19 protein-coding genes are annotated in these 22138 nt (G+C 64.3%); 12 read left to right on the forward strand and 7 right to left on the reverse strand.

The genetic code is table 11. From position 1 onward, the window contains the following. The first annotated feature begins 166 nt into the window (after positions 1-166). A complete protein-coding gene (locus AC0L27_RS12765) occupies positions 167-3913 on the forward strand; it encodes a tetratricopeptide repeat protein (RefSeq protein WP_275170007.1) in 3747 nt (1248 codons plus the stop codon). 286 nt (positions 3914-4199) lie between these two features. Here the strand turns inward: AC0L27_RS12765 and AC0L27_RS12770 are convergent, their stop codons facing one another. The 3 genes from AC0L27_RS12770 to AC0L27_RS12780 all read right to left on the reverse strand — a co-directional run bounded on the left by AC0L27_RS12770 (position 4200) and on the right by AC0L27_RS12780 (position 7322). Continuing rightward, positions 4200-5405 (reverse strand): multidrug effflux MFS transporter, encoded by a 1206-nt coding sequence (locus AC0L27_RS12770; protein ID WP_473319325.1) that lies wholly within the window; start codon positions 5403-5405, stop codon positions 4200-4202. A 187-nt stretch (positions 5406-5592) separates the two neighbouring features. Beyond that, entirely contained in the window at positions 5593-6354 is a 762-nt protein-coding gene (fliP, locus tag AC0L27_RS12775) for a flagellar type III secretion system pore protein FliP (protein ID WP_275170009.1), read from the reverse strand. Beyond that, on the reverse strand, positions 6351-7322 hold the full coding sequence (locus tag AC0L27_RS12780; RefSeq protein ID WP_275170010.1) for a flagellar biosynthetic protein FliO: 972 nt from the start codon (positions 7320-7322) through the stop codon (positions 6351-6353). The genes fliP and AC0L27_RS12780 overlap by 4 nt, the downstream gene beginning before the upstream one ends. Before the next feature lie 350 nt (positions 7323-7672). Here AC0L27_RS12780 and flgB point away from each other — a divergent pair, with 350 nt between their 5' ends. The 9 genes from flgB to atzF all read left to right on the forward strand — a co-directional run bounded on the left by flgB (position 7673) and on the right by atzF (position 16627). After that, positions 7673-8077, forward strand: coding sequence for a flagellar basal body rod protein FlgB (gene flgB, locus AC0L27_RS12785; protein WP_275170011.1), 405 nt, complete (start codon positions 7673-7675; stop codon positions 8075-8077). Positions 8078-8095: 18 nt separating this feature from the next. After that, entirely contained in the window at positions 8096-8521 is a 426-nt protein-coding gene (gene flgC, locus AC0L27_RS12790; RefSeq protein WP_027567607.1) for a flagellar basal body rod protein FlgC, read from the forward strand. 16 nt (positions 8522-8537) lie between these two features. Continuing rightward, positions 8538-8846, forward strand: coding sequence for a flagellar hook-basal body complex protein FliE (gene fliE, locus AC0L27_RS12795; protein ID WP_275170012.1), 309 nt, complete (start codon positions 8538-8540; stop codon positions 8844-8846). 153 nt (positions 8847-8999) lie between these two features. Next, on the forward strand, positions 9000-9263 hold the full coding sequence (gene fliQ / locus AC0L27_RS12800) for a flagellar biosynthesis protein FliQ (protein ID WP_007612284.1): 264 nt from the start codon (positions 9000-9002) through the stop codon (positions 9261-9263). A gap of 17 nt (positions 9264-9280) precedes the next feature. After that, entirely contained in the window at positions 9281-10051 is a 771-nt protein-coding gene (gene fliR / locus AC0L27_RS12805; RefSeq protein ID WP_473319333.1) for a flagellar biosynthetic protein FliR, read from the forward strand. A gap of 11 nt (positions 10052-10062) precedes the next feature. Then, a complete protein-coding gene (gene flhB, locus AC0L27_RS12810; protein ID WP_275170014.1) occupies positions 10063-11142 on the forward strand; it encodes a flagellar biosynthesis protein FlhB in 1080 nt (359 codons plus the stop codon). Between the two features lie 154 nt (positions 11143-11296). Continuing rightward, positions 11297-13879: a cell cycle histidine kinase CckA gene (gene cckA / locus AC0L27_RS12815; RefSeq protein ID WP_275170015.1), complete on the forward strand. Its 2583-nt coding sequence runs from the start codon at positions 11297-11299 to the stop codon at positions 13877-13879. 205 nt (positions 13880-14084) lie between these two features. Next, complete coding sequence (locus AC0L27_RS12820) at positions 14085-15089, forward strand: Tim44 domain-containing protein (protein WP_275170016.1); 1005 nt, start codon at positions 14085-14087, stop codon at positions 15087-15089. A gap of 167 nt (positions 15090-15256) precedes the next feature. After that, positions 15257-16627 (forward strand): allophanate hydrolase, encoded by a 1371-nt coding sequence (atzF, locus tag AC0L27_RS12825; RefSeq protein WP_473319336.1) that lies wholly within the window; start codon positions 15257-15259, stop codon positions 16625-16627. Between the two features lie 24 nt (positions 16628-16651). On the opposite strand, the gene AC0L27_RS12830 is transcribed toward atzF, so the two are convergent. The 4 genes from AC0L27_RS12830 to AC0L27_RS12845 form a co-directional block, all read right to left on the reverse strand. Beyond that, positions 16652-17377: a Crp/Fnr family transcriptional regulator gene (locus tag AC0L27_RS12830; protein ID WP_007612272.1), complete on the reverse strand. Its 726-nt coding sequence runs from the start codon at positions 17375-17377 to the stop codon at positions 16652-16654. A gap of 90 nt (positions 17378-17467) precedes the next feature. Beyond that, positions 17468-18307, reverse strand: coding sequence for an ABC transporter ATP-binding protein (locus tag AC0L27_RS12835; protein WP_473319459.1), 840 nt, complete (start codon positions 18305-18307; stop codon positions 17468-17470). A gap of 20 nt (positions 18308-18327) precedes the next feature. Continuing rightward, complete coding sequence (locus AC0L27_RS12840) at positions 18328-19152, reverse strand: ABC transporter permease (RefSeq protein ID WP_473319338.1); 825 nt, start codon at positions 19150-19152, stop codon at positions 18328-18330. A gap of 14 nt (positions 19153-19166) precedes the next feature. Next, complete coding sequence (locus AC0L27_RS12845; RefSeq protein WP_473319340.1) at positions 19167-20441, reverse strand: NrtA/SsuA/CpmA family ABC transporter substrate-binding protein; 1275 nt, start codon at positions 20439-20441, stop codon at positions 19167-19169. A 102-nt stretch (positions 20442-20543) separates the two neighbouring features. Between AC0L27_RS12845 and AC0L27_RS12850 the strand changes: the two genes are divergently transcribed. Together AC0L27_RS12850 and AC0L27_RS12855 are read left to right on the forward strand one after the other, a co-directional pair. Next, on the forward strand, positions 20544-21221 hold the full coding sequence (locus AC0L27_RS12850; protein WP_473319343.1) for a lectin: 678 nt from the start codon (positions 20544-20546) through the stop codon (positions 21219-21221). Positions 21222-21406: 185 nt separating this feature from the next. After that, positions 21407-22114 (forward strand): glutathione S-transferase, encoded by a 708-nt coding sequence (locus AC0L27_RS12855; protein WP_473319345.1) that lies wholly within the window; start codon positions 21407-21409, stop codon positions 22112-22114. Positions 22115-22138: the final 24 nt, after the last annotated feature.

The raw sequence follows: 22138 nt of genomic DNA on the forward strand, positions 1-22138 counted from the left end.
GCGTCTCAACTCCAAAGCTGGGGGCCGACCACGCTCGATCCGGCAGGGCGTGCGGCCCCAATCAAAATATAGCATTAACAAGTCCTTAATTGGCGAGACCTACAGTCAATGGCACCGGCCGGCGCGATGGCCGGCTTGGATTGTCAGACCGGAAGAAATGCTGCCAATGGCGCAGAAGGCTGCCGATGGATTGTGGTCGCGAGCCCGCGCTTTGGCGCAGGGCCTGTCGCGTCATGTCTGCGCGGCGCCGCTGCTGGCAGCCGGCCTGCTGATCGGCTTCACGGCGCCTGTCCCGGCGGCCGATGCTATCCGGGGCGAGGCGACTTTCTCGGCCGGCGGCGGCTTTGCCCGTCTCGTGATCAAGCTCGGAGAGGACGTCCCCTCCGAGGTGACGACGGCCGGCTCCATTCTCGTCATCCGTTTCGACCGGCCGGTCGACGTTCCCGTCGACCGCGTCCCGGAAGGCGCGCCCGACTACGTCAACTCCGCCCGCCGCGATCCCGATGGCGGCGCCATCCGCCTGTCGCTGGCGCGGCGCGTCACCGTCAACACCATGAATGCCGGCGAACGTACCTTCATCGACCTCTTGCCGGAGGGTTGGAAGGGGCCGCCGCCGAGCCTGCCGATGGACGTGGTCAAGGAACTCGCCGAGCGCGCGCGCGTCGCCGAACGCGCGCTGCGCGCCCAGCGCGCCGCGGCGGAGAGCAAGAAGCGTCCGCAGATCCGCGTGCGCGCCTCGGTGCAGCCGACCTTCGTCCGCTTCGTATTCGAGATGCCCGACGGAGTCGGGGTATCCTCCGTGCTCAACGAGCAGAAGCTCACGCTCGCCTTCAACGCCAACCTCAATTTCGATCTGGCGGACGCGGTCGTCGCGGCGCCGCCGAACGTCGCCTCCATCAAGCAGAAGGCCGATATCGACCAGACCAGTGTCGAGATTGCGCTGATCGGCGATTCCGACGTGCATTCGTTCCGCGACGAGAAGAACTACGTCGTCGACATCTCCTTCCAGCCGGACAAGGGCAAGATGGCCGCGTCGGCGGAGGCTGCGATCGCGCAGGCCAAGCCCGCCGCTCATGGACCGGCGCCTGCGCCCGAGAAGCCGGCGGTCGAGAAGCCGAAGGAGGCGCAGCGCGAGATCGCGCCACCGACGTCCGAGACGATCGCGCGCGAAGCCAGGATCGACGTCAAGCCCGAGGTGAAGCCGGAAGCACCCGCCGCCATGCAGCCTGCTGAAGCGCCGAAGCCGATGCCGGCTCCTGCGTCCGAAGCCGCGCACGCTGCGCAAGCGCTCAAGGAAGCGCCCAAGGAAGTTTCAAAGACTGTCGCGCCAGTTGCAGAAACTGCGGTCGCGCCTGCCAAGCCGGTCATGGCCGAAGCGCCTCAGGAGGCCGTGAAGGAAGCTGCCAAGGAGCCCGTCAAAGAGCCGGTCAAGGCCGCGCCAGCAGAGGCGTCCGCCGCGCCGCAGCCGATTGGTGCCAGCGTCGATGTCCGTCGCGACAGCGACGGCCTGCGCGTGACCTTCCCGCTTCAGGTCGCAACGCCTGCGGCGGCGTTCCGCCGTGGCGACACCGTCTGGCTGGTGTTCGATACGGCGAAGCCGATCGACGTCGAGGCAATCCGCACCAGGGGCGGTGCGATGATCGGCGAGGTCGGCCGCGTCCCGCTCGAGAAGGGACAGGCGGTGCGCATCCGTCTCACCCGGCCGCTGGTCTATTCGCTGACGAGCGAGGAGGTCGGCAAACAGACCAACTGGCTCTTGACCCTCGCCGACAAAATCCAGGCGACGCCGCTGCCGCTGATGATCTCGCGCAACATCACCGACCCGGCGCTCGCCAACATCGCGATCCCCTTCGCCAATCCGGGGCTCCTGCACAAGCTCACCGATCCCGATGCCGGCGACACGCTTTATGTCGTCACCGCGCAACGGCCGGTGCGCGGCTTCATCAAGCGGCAGGACCTCGTCGATCTCGCGCTGCTGGAATCCGCGCATGGCATCGCGATCCGGCCGAATTCCGACGAGGTTGGCGTCGAGGTCGGGGCCGACAAGGTCATCCTCGGCAAGAAGGGCGGGCTGACGCTGTCGCCGGTCGACATCTCGGCCGAGCGCGCGCCGACCGCAGTGCGGCCGGTCTTCAGCCCCGAAGGCTGGCGCAAGGGCCAGTCGGAAAACTTCATCGCGCGTCAGAACGACCTGATCACCGCGATCTCCAGCGTCGAACCGGCGATGCGTTCGCTGCCGCGGCTCGACCTCGCGCAATTCTACATGTCGCGCGCGATGTATCACGAGGCCAAGGCCGTCACCGAATTGATGCTGGCCGATCCCCTCAACAAGGAGGAGAGCGGTGCGCTGATCATGCATGCGATCGCGAGCATCCTGATCGGCCGGCCGGCACAGGGCCTGAAGGACCTCGCCAATCCCGTGATCGGCAACAGCCACGATTCCCAGCTCTGGAAGGCGCTCGCCTATGCGCGCCAGGGCAAATGGGCGGACGCGCGCGAGAAGTTCAAGAACGTCGAATTCGCCATCGCCTCGCTGCCGCTCGACGTCCAGCGCATCGTGACGATGGAGGCGATGCGCGCTTCGCTCGAGGTGAAGGACTATGCCGGCGCCTCCAAGCGCCGCAGCGAGCTCGAGGTGGTCGGCGTTTCGCCCGAGGCCGCGCCCGGCTTCGCCGTGCTGCGCGGCCGGCTCGCCGAGGCGCTCGGCCACGACAAGGACGCGCTCGACGACTACAAGTTCGCGGCCGGCTCGTCGGACCGGCCGGCTGCGGCCGAGGCCAAGCAGCTCGAAGTCGCGCTGCGGCAGAAGCGCGACGAGATCGGCAAGGAAGACGCGTTGCGTGAGCTCGAAACGCTCGCGATGACCTGGCGCGGCGACTCGATCGAGGTCAAGACGCTCCAAATGCTGTCGCAGATGTTCGCCGAGAACGGGCGCTACCGGGACGCGCTCACCGCGGCGCGCACCGCGACAAAGCTGCAGCCGAACGCGGAAGCCTCGCGCCAGGCGCAGGATCTCGCCTCCGACCTGTTCACGCAGATCTTCCTAGGGCCCAAGGGCGACGAGCTGCCGCCGATCGAAGCGCTGGGGATGTTCTACGAGTTCCGCGAGCTGACGCCGATCGGCCGCCGCGGCGACGAACTGATCCGACGCCTCTCCGACCGTCTTGCCTCGATCGATCTGCTCGATCAGGCCGCCGAGCTCCTGCAATACCAGGTCGACCACCGCCTCGAGGGCGCGGCGCGTGCACAAGTCGCCGCGCGCCTGTCCATGATCTATCTGGCCAATCGCAGACCCGACATGGCGATCACGGCGTTGCGCGCGAGCCGTATCAGCGACCTCTCAGGTGAACTCAGGCAGCAACGCCTGCTGCTGGAGGCGCGTGCCCAGAGCGACGTCGGCCGCCACGACCTCGCGCTCGACATCGTCTCCAACGTTACGGGGCGCGAGGTGCTGCGGCTGCGCTCGGACATCTTCTGGGCGGCGCGGCGCTGGCGCGAATCCGCCGAGCAGATCGAGCTTTATTACGGCGAGCGCTTTCGCGACTTCAAGCCGCTCAATGCGGTGGAGAAAAGCGATATCATCCGCGCCGCCGTCGGGTATGCGCTCGCCGACGACTCGATCGGCATGTCGCGCTTCCGCGAGAAATATGCGCCGCTGATGAGCGAGAGCGCCGATCGGCTCGCCTTCGACATCGCGAGCAAACCGACCGGCGCCTCCAGCGCTGAATTCGCCGATATCGCCAAGCTGGCTGCCAGCGTCGACACGCTCGACGGCTTCCTGCGCGAGATGAAGCAGCGCTTCCCCGACGCAACCGCGCGGGCGCCGGCCTCGCCGCAAGCCAAGGACCAGTCCGACCACACCGGCTCGCTGCCCACGATCCCGGTGGTGCGGCAGATCAAGATGACGCGGTAGGATCGCTGCTCCTTCTGGGCCTCGCGACAGGCGCCCGTGAGCAAGCTCCTCGAAGTGACGGGGAGGGGCCGAAGACTATCGCCCAGGGGCGCGTACTCATCAACCCGATCAGCCCCGCGGACCTAGGCCACGTCCATTCAGTCTTTGAGACCGGACAATGGCCCGTTTGCCTTTGCTAGTCGGCTGAGGGCTTCAGGTCCATTGTGAGAAACATATGCTCCGCAAACCGACCTTAGGGCGTAGAAACAGGGAAGCAGCTAAGGGCCAGGAAGCGATCTTAACGGGCTTAGTTGAGCTTTACCCGCACCTGATAGATTGCCGAGGCCAAGGTCGAGGCAAGCACTAGCACGAGACCAAGCCCGATCATGGGGTTCCTTGCGATCACCGCCGCAAGCGATACCCCCAGCGCCGCGGCCAACATCTGCCAGAAACCCAACAGGGCGGAGGCAGCACCGGCGCGATCGCCGAATGGCGAAAGAGCTTGCGCACTGCAGAGCGGATTGACCATGCCCATGCCTAGCAGGAATACGCATGCGCCGACAAGAAATGGCAAAAAGCGCCCGTCGAAAAGCGCGAATAGCAACACCATGCCGCCACCGACACAGGCCAGCGCGAGGCCGATGCAAATCGATCGGTCGAGACCAAGATGCGGAACAATTTTTGTTGCGATAATGCCAGCGCTAAAGACGATCATGACAGTGCCTGCGAAGAACAGGCCGAGTTGCATGGGCGTGAAGTCGAGGCCTTCTATCAAGACACGCGGCAACGCCGAAAACATTGCAAACAGCGCACCTAAGATGAGGCTAACAGTTGCGGCAGGAACCAAGAAACGGCGGTCAGTCGATAGCGACCAGTAATTCTTGGCGATCGTCGAGGAATTGAACTCGGCGCGTGGCGCGTGGTGCGTTTCTCCGAAAGCCGCAAGAAATGCTGAAGCAGCGACGACGGCGAAGATACCGACGAACACAAATGCTGAACGCCAGCCAAAAAAATGATCCAGCGCGCCACCGACCAGGGGCGAGAATCCGGGCGCCGCTGCCATCGCAACCATAACAAAGGTGAGCACACGCGCTAGCTGTTCGCCCTGAAAGAGATCTCTTGCGATAGCTCGCGAAAGGACAGACGTGGCACATGCGCCACCGGCCTGCACAACGCGACCCATCAATAGTGCCGCCAAATCATTGGCTAACGCGCACCATATGCTACCTGCGAAAAATACAGCAAACCCGATCATCACGGGTACGCGCCGGCCGAAACGATCCGACAACGGACCGACAACAAGTTGTCCGACCGCGAACATGGCGAGGAATATGGTGATAGCTGACGTTACCTGAGCGCTGGAGACGCCTACCGCGACGGCGATACTCGGTAGCGAAGGCAACAGGATGTTGGTGGCCAACGTGCCACTCGCAGACAACGCAGCAAGAACGGCGACCTGAAGACCAAGCGGCACGACTCGAGCGAGCGGACGGTTTTCGACGTTGCTGGTCATAAGCCGCTTCGGATCAATGAATGATAACCATCATATCAACGACCCATTGAATGCGCAACCTGAGCATATTCCGGTATGTCACGAACCGCCGAACGCGCTCACGGTCCGCCTTGCGCTGGTAAGCTGAAGTGCACGCCTACAAACCTCGGGCCAGAGGGATGGGGTCGCTGACCGCTCCCCAGGCTCGCTACCCCCCGTAACTCTGCACCAGGCTCCCCGCCACCAACGACCAGCCGTCGACCAGCACGAAGAAGATCAGCTTGAACGGCAGCGAGATGGTCGCGGGCGGCAGCATCATCATGCCCATCGACATCAGCACGGACGCGACGACGAGGTCGATGATCAGGAAGGGAAGGAACAGCAGAAAACCGATCTCGAAAGCACGCTTCAGCTCCGAGATCATGAAAGCGGGGACGAGGATGCGTAAGCCGAGCTCGTCGGGGGTCGCGGGCGGCGGCTCGCCGGAGAGATCCAGGAACAGCTTGAGGTCCTTCTCGCGCACGTTCTTTTGCATGAAGCCGCGCAAGGGGACGGAGGCGCGCTGAAGCGCGTCCTCGACGCCGAGCTGATTGGCGACCAGCGGACGGATGCCTTCGTCGTAGGATTTTTGCAGGACCGGTCCCATCACGAAGAAGGTGAGGAACATCGCCAGCGCGATGATCACCGAGTTCGGCGGGGCGGTCGCTGTGCCCATCGCGGTGCGCAGCAGCGACAGCACGACCACGATGCGCGTGAACGACGTCATCATGATCAGGATCGACGGTGCGATCGACAGCACCGTCAGCAGCGCGATCAGCTGGATCGCGCGCTCGGTGACGCCGCCACCGCCAGCGCCTCCGCCGCCGAGATTGATGCTGATGTCCTGCGCATGCGCCGGCATCGCGAGCGAAGCCGCGCCGATCAGGACAGAAAGAAGAAAAACTCTACGCGGGAGGGCCGGCAGACTCACGAAGACGGCTTCGGACGGCCGAGCAACGAGGCCATCTCGTCTTCGAGATTTTCAAAGCTGGTCTTTTCCGGAGCCGGCTTTGCGGCAGGGGCCGCTGGTGCCGGCGGCTCGCTACGGGCCACACGCGGAGGAGCGGCCGGGGGCTCCGGGGCGACCGGAGGGGCAAGCGTCTCGCCGGCGGGGCGGCGCAGCGCAGCCTCGAGCCGCTGCGCCATCTCGGCGAGATTCTGCTCGGCGCTCGATGGCGCCGCAGGAGCGGGCGCCGGCGGCGGAACGGGCGGGGCCTGCGGCACAGGCGGAGGAGGAGCGGCTACGCGCTCGGCGCGCACTGGAGGCGCCTTCACCGGCTCGCTCTGGCGCGGCGGACGCGGCATCAGAGGGGGTTCGTTGCGCGCAACGCGCGGCGGAACAGGTTCGGGACGCAGCTCGCGCTCGGGGCGCGGCGCGATCGGCTCGGAGCCGAAGCCGGCCAGTGGCGGCTCGTTGCGGCGTTCGGCCAGCCCGGGAGCGGGCCGGCGCACCTCGTCGGCAAAGGAGGGGCGCGCGGGCCGCGGTGGCGGCTCGGGCATTTGCTGCTCGGGATGATCGAGCAGTTCGGGCCGCGGTGCTTCGTCGGCCCAGCTGCTGGAATCATGCATCGGTGCAAGACGCGGCGGCTCGGCGGCATTGGGACGCTGCGGGAGCTGGTCGCGGCCGGGCGCTGCACGCACGATGTTGGGTTCGACGACGATGTCGGTGGGGCCGCCGATCATCAGAAGATGCTCGACATTGTCACGCCGGACCAGCACCAGACGGCGGCGGCCGTCGACCGCGGCGGCATCGATCACGGCGAGCCGGGGCATCCGGCCGCGCTGGGTGTTGGCGCCGAGCCGGCTGGTGGCGAATCGGCGAACCAGCCATGCAGCGACGCCGATCAACCCCAGAACGACGATGAACGCGACGATGAAGGTGATAGGGCTGCCTTGCATACTTGTCCCCGACAAATGGCGCTTTTCTCGGGCCCGTGGTCAGATGCGCCAACCACCGGCTTACGTTGCCCCAAACTGCGATTTCTTAACGTCCCACGGCAAGTTTTGCCGTCCCCAACTCTTAATAACCCATGAATCGCTCGATCCAAAACGACTTCTTGGCCTGTGTACGCACCGCCAAGCGGTTGGGTTAATGCCGCTTTTGGAGGCGTAGAATCACGGGGTGCGCGCATTCGTGTCCCGGCGGGGGACAACTGCCTGCGACTCCTTAACCAGCTGTTAACCATACAGGCGGCAAATTCTGCCTAGCTTCGGTCCATGGGTCCTGCGAGGCGGAAGGAGCCGCAACGATGTCCATCAACGATCTTCCGGTGCTATCGGCGCTTCGCACCAAGATGCAATGGCACCAGGAGCGCCAGCGCGTCCTGTCCGAGAACGTCTCCAATTCCGACACGCCCAAATTCCGGCCGCGCGACCTCGTCGAGCCGCAGCTGGACAAGAGCGGGGCCGTCACGGGTTCGATGGGCCCCCTGACGCTCACCCGCACCAGCGGTTCCCACATGGCGCCGTCAGGCGCGGCTTCCGGATTCGACCAGAACAAGAATGCGGGTTTTGAGACCCGCCCCGCGGGCAACGCCGTCAATCTCGAAGAGGAGATGATGAAGGCCGCCAGCAACCAGATGGATTATGCGGCGGCGACCTCGCTCTATTCGAAGAGCCTGCACCTGCTCAAGACCGCGATCGGCAAAGGCTAGAGCTAGAGGAAGCGCATCATGGCGAATGACAGCAGCGACTTTGCCCGTTCGATGGCGATCGCGACCTCCGGTCTGCGGGCGCAGGCCGGGCGCATGCGGGTGATCTCGGAGAACATCGCGAACGCGGATTCGACATCACAAAGCGCTGGCGGCGATCCCTACCGGCGCAAGGTGCCGACCTTCTCCTCCGCGCTCGACCGCACACTCGACGCGCAGGTCGTCACCCTCGGCAGGATCAAACCCGACCAGTCCAATTTCCGCACCAAATACGAGCCGAACAATCCGGCGGCGGATGCGACCGGCAACGTCAAATATCCGAACGTGAACTCGGTGGTCGAGATGACCGACATGCGCGACGCGCAGCGGTCGTACGAGGCCAATCTCAACATCATCAGCGCGACGCGCCGGATGATCCAGCGCACCCTCGACATCCTCAAGAGCTGAACAGGACATTTGAACCATGGCAACACCGACAATTGCCGCCAACGCCTATGCAAACCTCGCCCGCGTGCTGGAGAGCAGCGGCGCCGGCAAGGGCAGCGAGCCGAGCGGGCAGTCCTTCGCCTCCCTTTTGAAAGACACTGTCGGCAGCGTCCTGGAGTCCGGCCGAAAATCCGATGCGCAGACGGTGGCGATGGCCGCCGGCAAGGCCAACGTGATGGACGTGGTGACGGCGGTCGCAGACACCGACGTCGCCGTGTCCACGCTGGTCTCGGTCCGCGACCGCGTGATTGCGGCCTATGAAGACATCATGAAGATGCCGATCTGATTTTCTCCGTCGTCATTGCGAGCGTAGCGAAGCAATCCAGAATCGTTCCGCGGTGGCAGTCTGGATTGCTTCGCTACGCTCGCAATGACGAGGAGAAGTTCGTGCGGTCCTCACCGAGCGGTGCGGATGAGACTTGAATAAAGGAACTGCGAAATGACCGGACCGGAAACCCTCGACGTCGCGCGCGATGCGATCTGGACCATCGTGATCGTGTCGTCGCCACTGATGGTGGTCGGCCTCGTGGTCGGCGTCGTCGTGTCGCTGTTCCAGGCGTTGACGCAGATCCAGGAGCAGACGCTGATCTACGTGCCGAAGATCCTGGCCATCTTTGCCACCATGCTGTTGGCCTTGCCGTTCATGGCCGACGCGCTGCATTCCCACATGCTGCGGATATCGTCGCGAATCATCGGCGGCTGAGGCACAATGCGCCCGTCATGCGCATCGACGTCTCGCTGCTGCCGGCGCTTGCCGCCTCCTTCATGCTCGCCTTTGCCCGGGTCGGCGCGATGGTGATGCTGTTGCCGGGGCTGGGCGAGACCAATATCCCGACACGGATCAAACTGTCGATCGCGCTGCTGCTCACGCTGATCATCCTGCCGCTGCATCGCAACGCCTATCAGGTCGACATGGGCTCGATCGCGCCGCTGCTGGTGCTGATGCTGCATGAGATTGTGATCGGCATCGTGCTGGGGGCGACCGCGCGGGTGACGTTGTCGGCGCTCCAGGTTGCCGGTTCCGTGATCGCACAGCAGATGGGGCTAGGTTTCGTCACCTCGGTCGATCCGACGCAAGGGCAGCAGGGCGTGCTGGTCGGTAACTTCCTGACGATACTGGCGGTCACGCTGCTGTTCGCCACCGACAGCCATCATCTGGTGATCGCGGCACTGAATGACAGCTACACGATCTTCGCGCCGGGCGAGACGGTGTCGAGCGGCGATATCGCCGCGCTGGCGACGCGCGCCTTTGCCGCCGCGTTCCGCCTCGGCTTGCAACTTTCCGGACCCTTCCTGGTGTTCGGCCTCGTCTTCAACATCGGGCTCGGCGTGCTGGCGCGGCTGATGCCGCAGATGCAGGTCTATTTCGTAGGCGTGCCGCTCTCGATCTTCGCCGGCTTCCTGGTGCTCGCCGTCGTGCTCACGGCGATGATGGGCACCTATCTCGACTATTTCATCGGTGTCATGCACCAGATGATGCCACTCAAGTGACCGGGTGATCGATGGCGGAAGACAACGATCCAGAGAGTCAAACAGAAGACCCGACGCAAAAACGTCTCGAAGAGGCGCTCGAACGCGGTGACGTCGCCAAGAGCCAGGAGATCAACACCTGGTTCATGATCGCGGGCGCCACGCTCGTGGTCTCGAGCTTCTCCGGATCGGTCGGCAGCGGGCTGTTGGCGCCGATGCGCAACCTGATCGCCAATTCCTGGATGATCAAGACCGACGGCAGGGCGCTGCTCGCCCTGATGCAGCAGATCGAAGTCGCGGTGCTGGCGGCGATGGGCGTGCCGCTGCTGATGCTGGTGCTGGCGGCAATTGCCGGCAACATGCTGCAGCACCGCCTGGTCTGGTCGGCCGAATCCCTCAAGCCCAAGTTCAGCAAGCTGTCGCCTGCCGAAGGCCTCAAGCGCATCTTCGGCAAGCAAGCGGCGGCAAACTTCCTCAAGGGTCTCGGCAAGCTGATCGTGCTCGGCGCGGTCATGACCACGATCCTGTGGCCGGAACGGCATCGCATGGAGGCGATGGTCAGGCTCGATCCGGCCGCCATGCTCGGCGCCACCACCAGCCTGACCATTCACCTGCTCGGCGCGGTGGTTGCGGCGCTCGCGATCATCGCCATCGGCGACTACTTCTTCCAGTATCGCAGCTGGTTCCAGCGGCAGAAGATGTCGCTCCAGGAGATCAAGGAAGAGTACAAGCAGTCCGAAGGCGATCCGCACATCAAGGGCAAGCTCAGGCAACTGCGCCAGCAGCGCTCCAAGAAGCGCATGATGGCGGCGGTTCCCAAGGCCTCTGTGATCATCACCAACCCGACCCACTATTCGATCGCGCTGTCCTACGAGCGCGGCATGTCTGCGCCGATCTGCGTCGCCAAGGGCGTCGACAACCTCGCTTTCAAGATCCGGGAGATCGCGCGCGAGCACGACATCCCGATCGTCGAGAACGTGCCGCTCGCCCGCGCGCTCTACGCCACCGTCGAGATCGACGAGGAAATCCCGACCGAGCACTACCATGCGGTGGCCGAAGTCATCGGCTACGTCATGCGTCTGAAGAGCGGATTTGGCGCCAGCCGGCAATAAAACCCCTGAAAAGTACTGGAAATGGCCGTAATCTGGGAATCAGCGTACCTTTCGCCCCTGCTGCCCTTGCGCCTGCGGGTCCGATTCAGGCAGGGAGGACCCTGCGCGCCCTGTAGCGCGTTGATTCTCTGCCGACAGGCTGTGCCAGCTTGAGATGACTGCCGAGACCGACCACGACCTCACACGCGAGCCCGTTGCGGCGCACGAGCCGTCGCCGCGCTCGGGCAGCATTGCGCTGGTGCTGCTGGTGGCTGCCGGCCTCGTCGCCGTCGCCGTCGGGCTGATGACGCTCGGGCGCGCGCAGGCCCAGCCCTATATTCTCGGCATCCTCGCCGTGCTGGCGATGGTCGGCCTGTTCAACCTGTTTGCCTTCGCCGCCGGCATCATCCGCTTCGTCGATCGCAATCTCGACGATCCCGTGATGGGGCGCATCGCCGACCACGCCTTCGACGGCCTCGCCGTGACCGACCCGCGCGGCCATGTGGTCTATTCCAATGCGGCCTATCTGACGCTGACCGGCGCCGCCGGCCCGCAGGACGTGCGCCCCGTGGAGCGCGTCTTCATCGGCAACCCCGACGTCTCCGAGGCGGTGTTCCGCCTGTTGAAAGCCGCGCGCGAAGGCAAGCGGCAGCAGGAAGAGGTGCGCATCTCCGGCAATGACGGCAGCCAGGGCCGCTGGCTGCGCATGCGGGTGCGGCCCCTCGGCACCGGCAAGCGCGAGACGAGATACGCAGTGTGGTCGATCGCCGACATCACCCGCGACCGCGAGCGCCAGGAGGACGTGTTCCAGGAACTCCAGCACGCGATCGAATATCTCGATCACGCGCCCTGCGGTTTCTTCTCGGTCAATCCGGCCGGGGAGCTCGCTTACGTCAACGCGACGCTGGCGAACTGGCTCGACTACGACCTCGCCGAGATCGGCTCGGGCGGGCTGAAGCTCACCGACATCGTCTCCGGCGATGGCGCTTCGCTGCTCACGGCGATCGTGGCGGTGCCGGGCGAAGTCAAGACGGAAGTCTTCGACATCGACCTGCGCATGCGCACCGGCAAGACCATGCCGGTGCGGCTCTATCACAAGCTCGCCTTCGGCGCCGACGGCGCGCCGGGCCCGTCGCGAACGCTGGTGATCAGCCGTGCCCGCGACGAGCGCAGCGATCCGGATCGCGCCGCCGAAGTGCGCTTCATGCGCTTCTTCGACCATACCCCGATGGCGATCGCCACCGTCGACCGCGGCGGCAACGTCGTGCGCGCCAATGCGCGCTACGCCAAGCTCGGGCAGGCGCTGGGGCTCGATAGCGCCAGCAAGTCGATCTTCCGCGCGGTCAATTCGCGCGACCGGCACCTTTTGATCGCGGCCATCAATCAGGCCGCGGAGGGCCAAGCCGACGTCGCGCCGGTCGAAGTGGCGCTCGAAGGAACCAAAGAGCGCTGGGGCCAGTTCTTCGTTACGCCGGTGGACGCGGCCGAGAACGATGCGGAAGTCGCCATCGTGCACATGCTCGAGACCACCGAGCGGCGCGCGCTGGAAAACCAGATCAACCAGTCGCAAAAGATGGAGACGGTCGGCCAGCTCGCCGGCGGCATCGCCCACGACTTCAACAACGTGCTCTCCGCCATCATGATGGCGAACGACTTCCTGCTGAACGCGCACAAGCCGACCGACCCGTCGTTCCAGGATATCATGCAGATCAAGCAGAACGCGACGCGGGCCGCCACGCTGGTGCGGCAGTTGCTGGCGTTCTCGCGGCGGCAGACGCTGCGGCCGCAGGTGCTCGACCTCGGCGATGCGCTCTCCGACCTCGCCATGCTGCTGCGCCGCCTGATCGGCGAGAAGGTGAAGCATGAGACCATCCACGGCCGCGATCTCTGGCCGGTCAAGGTCGACGTCTCCCAGTTCGAGCAGGTCATCGTCAACCTCGCGGTCAACGCGCGCGACGCCATGCCCGACGGCGGCAAGCTGATCATCCGCACCGCCAACGTCACCACCGAGGAAGCGGCCAGGCTGGCCTACAAGGGCATGCCGGCCGCGGACTACGTGCGGATCGAGGTCGCCGACACCGGTACCGGCATCCCCGCCGATATCCGCGACAAGATCTTCGAGCCGTTCTTCTCGACCAAGGAAGTCGGCAAGGGCACCGGCCTCGGGCTCTCCACTGTCTACGGCATCGTCAAGCAGACCGGCGGATTCATTTACGTGGACTCGGAGCCGGGGCAGGGCACCTCGTTCCACATCTTCCTGCCGCGCCATCATGCCGAGCCGGAGGTGCAGGTCGAGCAGCCGGCGCCGGTCGTTGGCGCCAGCAATGGTGCCGCGAAGGACGCCGGGCCTGCGGCGGACGCCAAGCCCCGCACCGATCTCACCGGACAGGGCACCATCCTCCTGGTCGAGGACGAAGAGGGCCTGCGCGCGCTCAACGCACGCGGTCTGCGCTCTCGCGGCTACACCGTGGTCGAGGCCGAGAATGGCGTCGAGGCGTTGGAGGTGCTGGAAGAACAGAGCGGCGGAATCGATCTCGTCGTGTCCGACGTCGTGATGCCGGAGATGGACGGCCCGACACTGCTCAAGGCGATGCGCGAGAAGAACCCCGACATCAAGTTCATCTTCGTCTCCGGTTACGCCGAAGACGCGTTCGAGAAGAGCCTGCCCGAAGGCCAGCAGTTCGACTTCCTGCCCAAGCCGTTCACGCTCAGCCAGCTCGTGGCGGCCGTGAAGGAGACGATGGCGAAGGCGGGGTGAGGGCCTCAACGCAATGATGACGGCAAAGCGGAATTCCCGTCGCCAAAGCGACCGGTAACCCGCGACCGCGGCTCCTTTGCACACCCGGCCAAGCCGCCGCCAAATATGGGCTTTTGCCACATCCCCGCGACTGAGGGCCGCAGCCATAAGTTCCGATAGTGGCTTCCTTTTTACGGAAGGCTGCCCATCTTAGGGACACGTCCCCATGCCGGGGATCTGGGAAACGAACATGAATTTCTCGCAACGCTCCCGCAGCATCTTCAAGACGATTGCCGTCGTGCTGGCGCTTGCGCTGCCGACTGCGCTGGCGATCTCGTCCGCCGACGCGCGCGTCGGTGGCGGCATGTCGTCGGGTTCGCGCGGTTCACGCACCTATTCGGCCCCGCCGTCGACCACGACCGCGCCGGGCTCGACCTCGCAGTTCAATCGGACCTACACCCAGCCGGGCGCAGGCATGAATTCGGCTGCCGCCGCACCCGCGCGCGGCGGCCTGTTCGGCCGGGCCGGCGGCTTCATGGGCGGCCTTGCGGCCGGCTTCCTCGGCGCAGGCCTGCTCGGCATGCTGTTCGGCGGTGGCCTGTTCGGCGGTCTTGGCGGCATGTCGTCGATCATCGGCCTGATCATCCAGATCGTGCTCGTGGTGCTCGTGGTTCGCTTGGCGATGTCCTGGTGGCAGCGCCGCCACACCCCGCAGGCGGCCTATGCCAACGCTGAAGCCGGTGCCGGTCCGGGACCGCAGGCGAACAACCGTAGTGGCCTTGGTGGCGGTCTTGGCGGCGGCTTCGGCTTCGGCGCCAACAACGCACCGCTCGAGATCAAGCCGGACGACTATGAGGCGTTCGAGCGCCTGCTCGGCGACGTCCAGTCCGCCTGGTCCAACGAGGACGTGGCCAAGCTGCACACGCTGGCGACGCCGGAAATGGTCTCCTATTTCGAGCAGGACCTCGGCCAGAACCGTGCGCGGAACGTCGTCAACAAGGTCAGCGATGTGAAGCTGATGCAGGGCGACCTCGCGGAATCCTGGCGCGAAGGCGAGACCGATTACGCGACGGTGGCGCTGCGCTTCGCGCTCACCGACAAGACGCTCGACCGCAATACCGGCGCAATTGTCGCCGGCAGCGAGCAGCCGGGCGAGGCCACCGAAGTCTGGACCTTTGCCCGACGTCCGGGCGGCGCCTGGGAACTGTCGGCGATCCAGCAGACCAACTGATCGCGCGTATAGCGACAAACGAGGGCGTCGTGCTTCGGCACGGCGCCCTTTTTGTTTGAGCGGCGCGTTTCCGGTCAGGCGGCCATTTGGGCGAAGCACTTAATTGCTTGTTGGCCGCGCAGAGCTGCCGCAATTTCGCGCCTGCCGGTCGGATGAGGAGATATTCCGTGAGCCAGTGTGTCGCGCGCCTCAGGACAAACTACGAAGGCATTGCCAGGAGTTCGTCCCTGCTGCTGGAGGCGATCGGAACGGCGTATGACCGGATCGAGGCCGAGCGCGACCGCAATTGCTGGATCTATCTTCGCCCGCGGCAGGAGGCACTCGAAGAATGCCATAAGCTGGTGGCGCGCGCGCGGACGGGCGAAAATCTTCCGCTGCTCGGCATTCCATTTGGTGTGAAGGACAATATCGACGTCGCGGGAATGCCGACCACTGCCGCATGTCCGGCGTTCAGCTATACGCCCTGGAATTCCGCGCATAGCGTCGAACGCCTCATCGCGGCCGGCGCAATTTGCCTCGGAAAGACCAATCTCGATCAGTTCGCCACAGGCCTATCCGGCGTGCGCTCGCCCCACGGCCCCTGCGCGTCGGTTGCCGACGCGCGCTATGTTGCCGGCGGCTCCAGTTCCGGGTCCGCGGTCGCCGTGGCGGCCGGGCACGTCGCCTTTGCGCTCGGCACCGATACCGGCGGCTCGGGGCGCATACCTGCCGGGTTCAACAACATCGTCGGAATCAAGCCGACCATTGGGCTGGTGTCATCACGTGGCCTGGTGCCGAACTGTCCGACGATCGATTGCGTGTCGGTATTCTGCAATACGGTCAGCGATGGCGAAGCGATTCTCGACATCATCGAAGGGTTTGATTTCGAAGATCCCTACAGCCGCCAGCCCAGAATTGTTTTCTCCGCCAACGGGCCGGCGCCATCATTCCGGTTCGGCCGCGTTGCGCCAGCGGATCTCGAATGCTTCGGCATGTCGGAATGCGGCGAACTTTACGAGAGCGCCTGCGAGCGTTTTTCTCATATCGGAGGAACGGCGATCGAGGTGGACTTCGCCCCATTCCGCCAGGCCGGGGAGTTGATGTTCAGCGGTCCCTGGGTCGCGGAGCGGCACTCTGCCATCGCTTCGCTCATCGACGTCCAATCCGGCTCCTTGCTTGATGTCACGAGGACCGTGCTGGACTCAGCCGCCGGCTATTCGGCGATCGACACGTTTGGTGCCATTCACCGGCTGCACCGGCTTCGCCGCGACGCCGAAGCAATCTTTGCCGGCATCGATGCCCTGGTGGTTCCGACTGCACCGCGGCCGTTCACACTGGAGGAGATGCATCGTGATCCGATCACCCTCAACAATCGTCTGGGCTACTACTCGTACTTTGCCAATCTACTCGATCTCTGCGGCGTCGCCGTTCCGAATGCGAAATTGCCAAACGGCATGCCCATGGGCGTGACCCTGCTGGCGCCGGCCTGGCACGATCGCGCGCTGATCGGACTGGCGCGGCGGTTCGAGGCGGGGCAGACGGATCGGCATTCGAATTAAAGTCTGGCGGCTAAAGGGCCGACATTATCCCATCGCCTGCCCGAGCGTAGAAACATCCAGAATCGAAATCACGGATCTTTCGTATCTGATCACGCCTTCGTCCTGGAGCCGCGCGAGTTGCACGGTCACCCATTGGCGGGTGGATCCGATGAGGTTGGCGAGATCCCCGTGGGTAAACGGTATGCCGACGACGATCTCACCGTCGCGCTTTACGCCGTAGACGTGAGACAGGAAGATCAGCAAGCTGTGCAGCCGCTCGGTGACCGAGCGCGTCCCAAGCATCTGAGCCATTGCCGAATAGCATCGCGCCTTGAATGCGAGGGCATCCAGCAAGGCGACGGCGATTGCCGGCGATTCAAGCGCAAGCCGCCGCAACGCCAGTCCGGGCATGAACGTCAAGCGGCTGCGCTCGGCCGCAACCGATGTCCACATGTGCGGGCCCGTCCCGAATATGTCGGGCCCGCCGACGAAGTTGCCGGGAAACCAATAGGCGAGCGTGACTTCGCGCCCCGACGGTGCCGCATAGTAGCTGCGTATGCGGCCCTCGCTGATCAGGTAAATTCCGGCCTGCGCGTCGCCCTGAGACCAAACCAGTTGGCCGGCTTCCAGGATCTTTTCGCGTCCGATCGCACGCAACCGGTTGCAATCAGCCCGGTTGAGACCATCCAGCAAGCCGGGCAGCGGTCTGACGAGATCGTCCGACTCCGCGAGCATCACACCTGCCGCAATCGCGCTGTTCGCCCTGTGCATGGCCGGCTCCGCATGTGAGACCCGGCATCGACTATTCAAGAACCATGCCAGCCCGCTGCGGTCCGCCTCGGACCCGAGGGCTCCGGGTCATCAGTCCGCGTCCGACTGATTGAACGCCCGCAACCCTTCTGCGCGGATGACGTCGAGACAATCCTTCTTGAGCGAAAGATAAGTTGGCTCGACCATGACAGAACTCGACCGTGGGCGCGGCAGCTTGACCGCGACTTCGCGCAGGATGCGGCCGGGTCCCGCGCTCATGATGAGAACGCGGTCGGCCAGCACGATGGCTTCATCGATGTCATGCGTCACGAATACGATTGTCGCCTTGATCCGGTCGCGCAACGCCAGCAGATTGTCCTGCATCACCGCGCGGGTCTGTGCGTCGAGCGCCCCGAAGGGCTCGTCCATCAGCAGCACACGGGGCTGATTGGCCAACGCTCGCGCGATCGCCACGCGCTGTTGCATGCCGCCGGACAGCGTGTTCGGATAAGCGTCGGCGAAACGCTTGAGGCCGACCATCGCGATCAGATCGTCGGCGATGGCATACGCTTCCGTCGTGGACTTCCCGAGCATCCTGGGACCGTGGGCGATGTTGCTGCGGACGGACTTCCAGGGGAAGAGATGCGGCTGCTGGAACACCATGCCGACATCGGGACGCGGACTGTAGACGGGCGCGCCCTCGACCAGGATCTCGCCTTCGAACGGCACTTCCAGCCCGGCGATCGTATTGAGCACCGTCGACTTGCCGCAGCCGGAGGGACCGGCGATGCAAACGAACTCGCCAGGCGCCACGTCAAACGAAACGCGATCGACCGCGATGATCTGCCCGCGCTTGGTGTCGAAAACGATGCTCAGGTTCGAGACTTGAATGGCCGGTTGTTTCCGCGCCGATTCGACGGAGGCAGGCGAACTTGCCAGCGCCAGGTTCATGCCCGATCGAGATCCCGACATCAGCGCCACCAGACGATACGTTCGGCAAGAGCCGCAAACAGCCGGTCGGCGATGAACGAAATCAACCCGAGCGCTGCGAGCCCGCCCATGACCTGGCCCGTTTGCAAATTCTGCTGCGCAATTTCGATCCTGTAGACAATGCCGGCGAAAGCGCCAGCCAGTTCAGCCGCGACAAGCGTGTAGAAGGAGATGCTGACGGCGGTGCGCAACCCGACCACAATGTAGGGAAGCGCGCCCAATAGCACGATCTCCTGCAGCATCTGCCGTCGGGGCGTGCCGAGCATCAACGCCGCCCGAATAAGGCCACGGTCGACCTTCTGCACGCCGATGTGAGTCGAAAGCCATACCGTAAAGAATACGCCCCATACGACGAGGAACAATTTTCCCGCCTCCGACAGGCCGAACCAGAGAATGACGATCGGCACGAACGCAATCGGCGGAATTGGCCGCAAGATATGGAATAGCGGGGACAGCAAGCTCGAGATAAGGGGGAATTGGCCGGTGAGGACACCGAGGAGGATGCCGAGCGCGCCGCCTATGATGAATCCCGTCGTGACGCGAAAGAGGCTGGCCAACAGATCGCTAAAGAACTGTCCGCTTCGTATCCATTCAAGCACGGCCGCAGCAACCACCGTCGGCGGCGGAAACAGCACCATGTTGACGATCCCGGAACGGGAGATCAGTTCCCAGAGCCCAATGAACAAGGGAAGCGAAAGCGCCCCGACCAGAATATTGAGGCGGCGAAGCCGAACCGAATTCGGCAGCCGAGCGCGACTGACAGTGCGGATGGCAATATCGCGTCCTGCTGAAGTGGCTTCCTGCATGGCCGCGCGGGTGCCTATTTCCACGACAGGGTGACGCGTGCGGGATCGACCTTTTTCAGTGGCTCGGTGACGACGACCTTGCTGAAGTCGGGCATCGCCGCTCCCGGAGGATGGTTGCCGCTCTCGAGGCGCCATGCGGAATGGGTCTTCAGAATCTCGATCAGCCGGTCGTCGAGACGCACCCCGTAAACATAGTCGGTCCAGATGGGGGCGAGTTCGTCCCGCTTCATTCCAACCGCGTCCGCCACTGTCGTGATTGCTTCATCCGGGTGTGCCTTCATCCAGATCTCGGCATCGATCAGTGCGGCGATGAATTTCTCGACCAACACCGGGTTGGCGTCCAGGTAGGGCTTCATGACGACGATATTGAACGTCTCGGAATAGGTGCCCTTTGTATCTACCTCAGCGACGGCTTCGCCCAGGGCCTTCTTCGCGTTGGCGACGTGGGGCTCCCAGGTGTCGATCGCGTCGATGCTTCCGGCGGCCAGTGCCGGCAGCATCTCCTGCGGCCGCAGATTGACGAGGGTGACATCCTTGGGCGTCAATCCCGCCGACTTCAGCAAGGTCGCCGTGTAAACCTCGCTACCAGTGCCGGCAGTGAAGGCGATTCGCTTGCCGCGAAGATCTGCCCTGGTCTTGACGCCCGCCTTGGCCGCGACGAGCGTCTTGAGATCGGAATATTCCATCCCGGCGACGAAGGCGATGGGCTGGTTTGCCATCGTCGAAGCGGTGACCGGCGCCTCCGCCGTGGTCGCGATGTCGGCACCGCCCCCGATCACGGTGTCCAGGCACTGCTTGCCGGACGTGAAGTTCGAAACCGTGATGTCCAGTCCGTGCTTTTCGAAAATTCCTTTCGACTTTGCGACGATCGCAAGGCCGGAGATCGGTGCGAGATTTTGTGCCAGCCGGGCTTTGAGCAGTTCCGCGGCCAAGGCGCAGTTCGGACCGATGGCAAGACCGACGGCAAGACAGCAAAGGGTGGCGCGGCCGGCAATTGTCGTGATTGGGCGGATTGTGGTCCGGTGCATGACGATCTCCCCTTGCGCCGCGCCCTGCGCAGCCCCGATGTGATCGCGGATACCGCCCTGAACGGTCCCCGCCACAGTCCCCGCGTCCTCCCCTGGACGATCACTTGAGGATCGGCCCATTTGGTATGCTCGCCCGGCACCATTGTCCCGGGAAGCAATTAATCGACATGGCAGTCGGGAAGCGGCCGGGAATCGTCGGCGATCCCGCTGACCAACTGATCGCAGACGGCATGAAAAACCAGGGCATCGTGCTTCCTGCACCGCGCCTTTTTCTTTTGGGCGTCTCGCATTGCGGCATCGGAATAAGCGGGCCTGCGTCGGGTTGAAATCTGGCGGCCAACGACAACACAAAGGGAGGACAGGATGATCCGCATTGAGAGATCCGTGACGATTTCAGGCCTCGCGCTCGCTGCGGCCTTGCTTGCGGCGCCATCGGCGCAGGCGCAGTCGGCGAACATGACGTTCTTCGTGACTTCCAGCGGTCCTGGCAAAGGCGCTGATCTCGGCGGTCTGGAGGGGGCCGATGCGCAGTGCCAGAAGCTGGCCCTGGCCGGCGGCGCCGGCAGTAAGACCTGGCGCGCCTATCTCTCCACGCAGGCCGCCGACGGCAAGCCGGCCGTCAACGCGCGCGACCGCATCGGCAAGGGACCGTGGCAGAACGCCAAGGGCGTGGAAATCGCCAAGGACGTGGCCGATTTGCACAGCGCCAACAAGATCAGCAAGGAGACAGCGCTGACCGAGAAGGGCGAGATTGTAAACGGCTATGGCGACCAGCCTAACCGGCACGACATTCTCACGGGATCGCAGTCCGACGGCACCGCGTTTGCGGGTCCCGACGACCGCACCTGCAAAAACTGGACGTCGAGTACGCAAGGCGCGGCGATGCTCGGCCACTCCGACATCAACGGCCCTGCGACCAACCCGACGGTCAAATCCTGGAACACCGCACACCCCTCGCGCGGACCCGATGGCGGCTGCTCGCAGGCCGATCTGAAGAGCACCGGCGGCGACGGCTTGCTCTATTGCTTCGCATCGAATTGAGGCTTCCGTCATTGCGAGGAGCGCAGCGACGAAGCAATCCAGAGTCCCTCCAGGGTGACAGTCTGGATTGCTTCGCTGCGCTCGCAATGACGGAGCGTGTGGTGCCGCCCTTCCGCCCCATCCTGACGGAACCTTGTCGCGCGTGATAGATTGGTCCTGTCGCTTCCACGCTCACGGACCCTTCCATGAAATACGAGCTCTATTATTGGCCCGAGATCCAGGGCCGCGGTGAATATGTGCGGCTGGCGCTGGAGGAGGCGGGCGCGGCATACGTCGACATGGCGCGTGGCCCACGCGGCACAGCTGCGATGATGAAGATGATGGATGCGCACAAGGGCACGCCGCCCTTTGCACCGCCGTTCCTCAAAGCCGGCAAGCTCGTCATCGGCCAGACCGCGAACATCCTGCTCTATCTCGGCGCCCGCCACGCCCTCGCCCCGAAGTCGGAAGCGGGTCAACTCTGGGTGCATCAGCTCCAGCTGACGATCACCGATTTCGTGGTCGAGATTCACGACACCCATCACCCGCTCGGGCCCTCGCTCTACTACGAAGATCAGAAACCGCCGGCAAAGAAGCGCACCGCCGACTTCTGGGGCGAGCGCGTGCCGAAATATCTCGGCTATTTCGAGCACCTCCTTCAGGACAATGGCGGCGCCTATGTCACCGGCCGCAGGTTGACCTATGTCGATCTCTCGCTGTTCCAGATCGTCGCGGGGCTGCGCTATGCGTTTCCGAAGCGGATGAAGGCGTTCGAGACCGATATCCCGGGTCTCGTCGGCCTGCACGACCGCGTTGCCGCGCGGCCGAACATCAAGACCTATCTTGAAAGCGAGCGCCGCATTCCGTTCAACGAGCAGGGCATCTTCCGCCGCTACCGCGAGTTGGATGGCTAGCCGGTCCGAAGGGAAGTGCACAGC

The organism is Bradyrhizobium sp. Ken51 (genome assembly GCF_055807435.1).

What these genes read in the sequence shown, in the direction of transcription:
- fliQ (WP_007612284.1), top strand. Translation starts at nt 9,000, where the DNA reads ATGACCGGACCGGAAACCCTCGACGTCGCGCGCGATGCGATCTGGACC.
- fliR (WP_473319333.1), top strand. Translation starts at nt 9,281, where the DNA reads ATGCGCATCGACGTCTCGCTGCTGCCGGCGCTTGCCGCCTCCTTCATG.
- AC0L27_RS12780 (WP_275170010.1), bottom strand. Translation starts at nt 7,322, where the DNA reads ATGCAAGGCAGCCCTATCACCTTCATCGTCGCGTTCATCGTCGTTCTG.
- AC0L27_RS12770 (WP_473319325.1), bottom strand. Translation starts at nt 5,405, where the DNA reads ATGACCAGCAACGTCGAAAACCGTCCGCTCGCTCGAGTCGTGCCGCTT.
- AC0L27_RS12840 (WP_473319338.1), bottom strand. Translation starts at nt 19,152, where the DNA reads ATGCAGGAAGCCACTTCAGCAGGACGCGATATTGCCATCCGCACTGTC.
- cckA (WP_275170015.1), top strand. Translation starts at nt 11,297, where the DNA reads ATGACTGCCGAGACCGACCACGACCTCACACGCGAGCCCGTTGCGGCG.
- flhB (WP_275170014.1), top strand. Translation starts at nt 10,063, where the DNA reads ATGGCGGAAGACAACGATCCAGAGAGTCAAACAGAAGACCCGACGCAA.
- AC0L27_RS12830 (WP_007612272.1), bottom strand. Translation starts at nt 17,377, where the DNA reads ATGCACAGGGCGAACAGCGCGATTGCGGCAGGTGTGATGCTCGCGGAG.
- fliE (WP_275170012.1), top strand. Translation starts at nt 8,538, where the DNA reads ATGGCAACACCGACAATTGCCGCCAACGCCTATGCAAACCTCGCCCGC.
- AC0L27_RS12850 (WP_473319343.1), top strand. Translation starts at nt 20,544, where the DNA reads ATGATCCGCATTGAGAGATCCGTGACGATTTCAGGCCTCGCGCTCGCT.
- AC0L27_RS12835 (WP_473319459.1), bottom strand. Translation starts at nt 18,307, where the DNA reads ATGAACCTGGCGCTGGCAAGTTCGCCTGCCTCCGTCGAATCGGCGCGG.
- flgB (WP_275170011.1), top strand. Translation starts at nt 7,673, where the DNA reads ATGTCCATCAACGATCTTCCGGTGCTATCGGCGCTTCGCACCAAGATG.
- AC0L27_RS12765 (WP_275170007.1), top strand. Translation starts at nt 167, where the DNA reads ATGGCGCAGAAGGCTGCCGATGGATTGTGGTCGCGAGCCCGCGCTTTG.
- flgC (WP_027567607.1), top strand. Translation starts at nt 8,096, where the DNA reads ATGGCGAATGACAGCAGCGACTTTGCCCGTTCGATGGCGATCGCGACC.
- AC0L27_RS12820 (WP_275170016.1), top strand. Translation starts at nt 14,085, where the DNA reads ATGCCGGGGATCTGGGAAACGAACATGAATTTCTCGCAACGCTCCCGC.
- AC0L27_RS12855 (WP_473319345.1), top strand. Translation starts at nt 21,407, where the DNA reads ATGAAATACGAGCTCTATTATTGGCCCGAGATCCAGGGCCGCGGTGAA.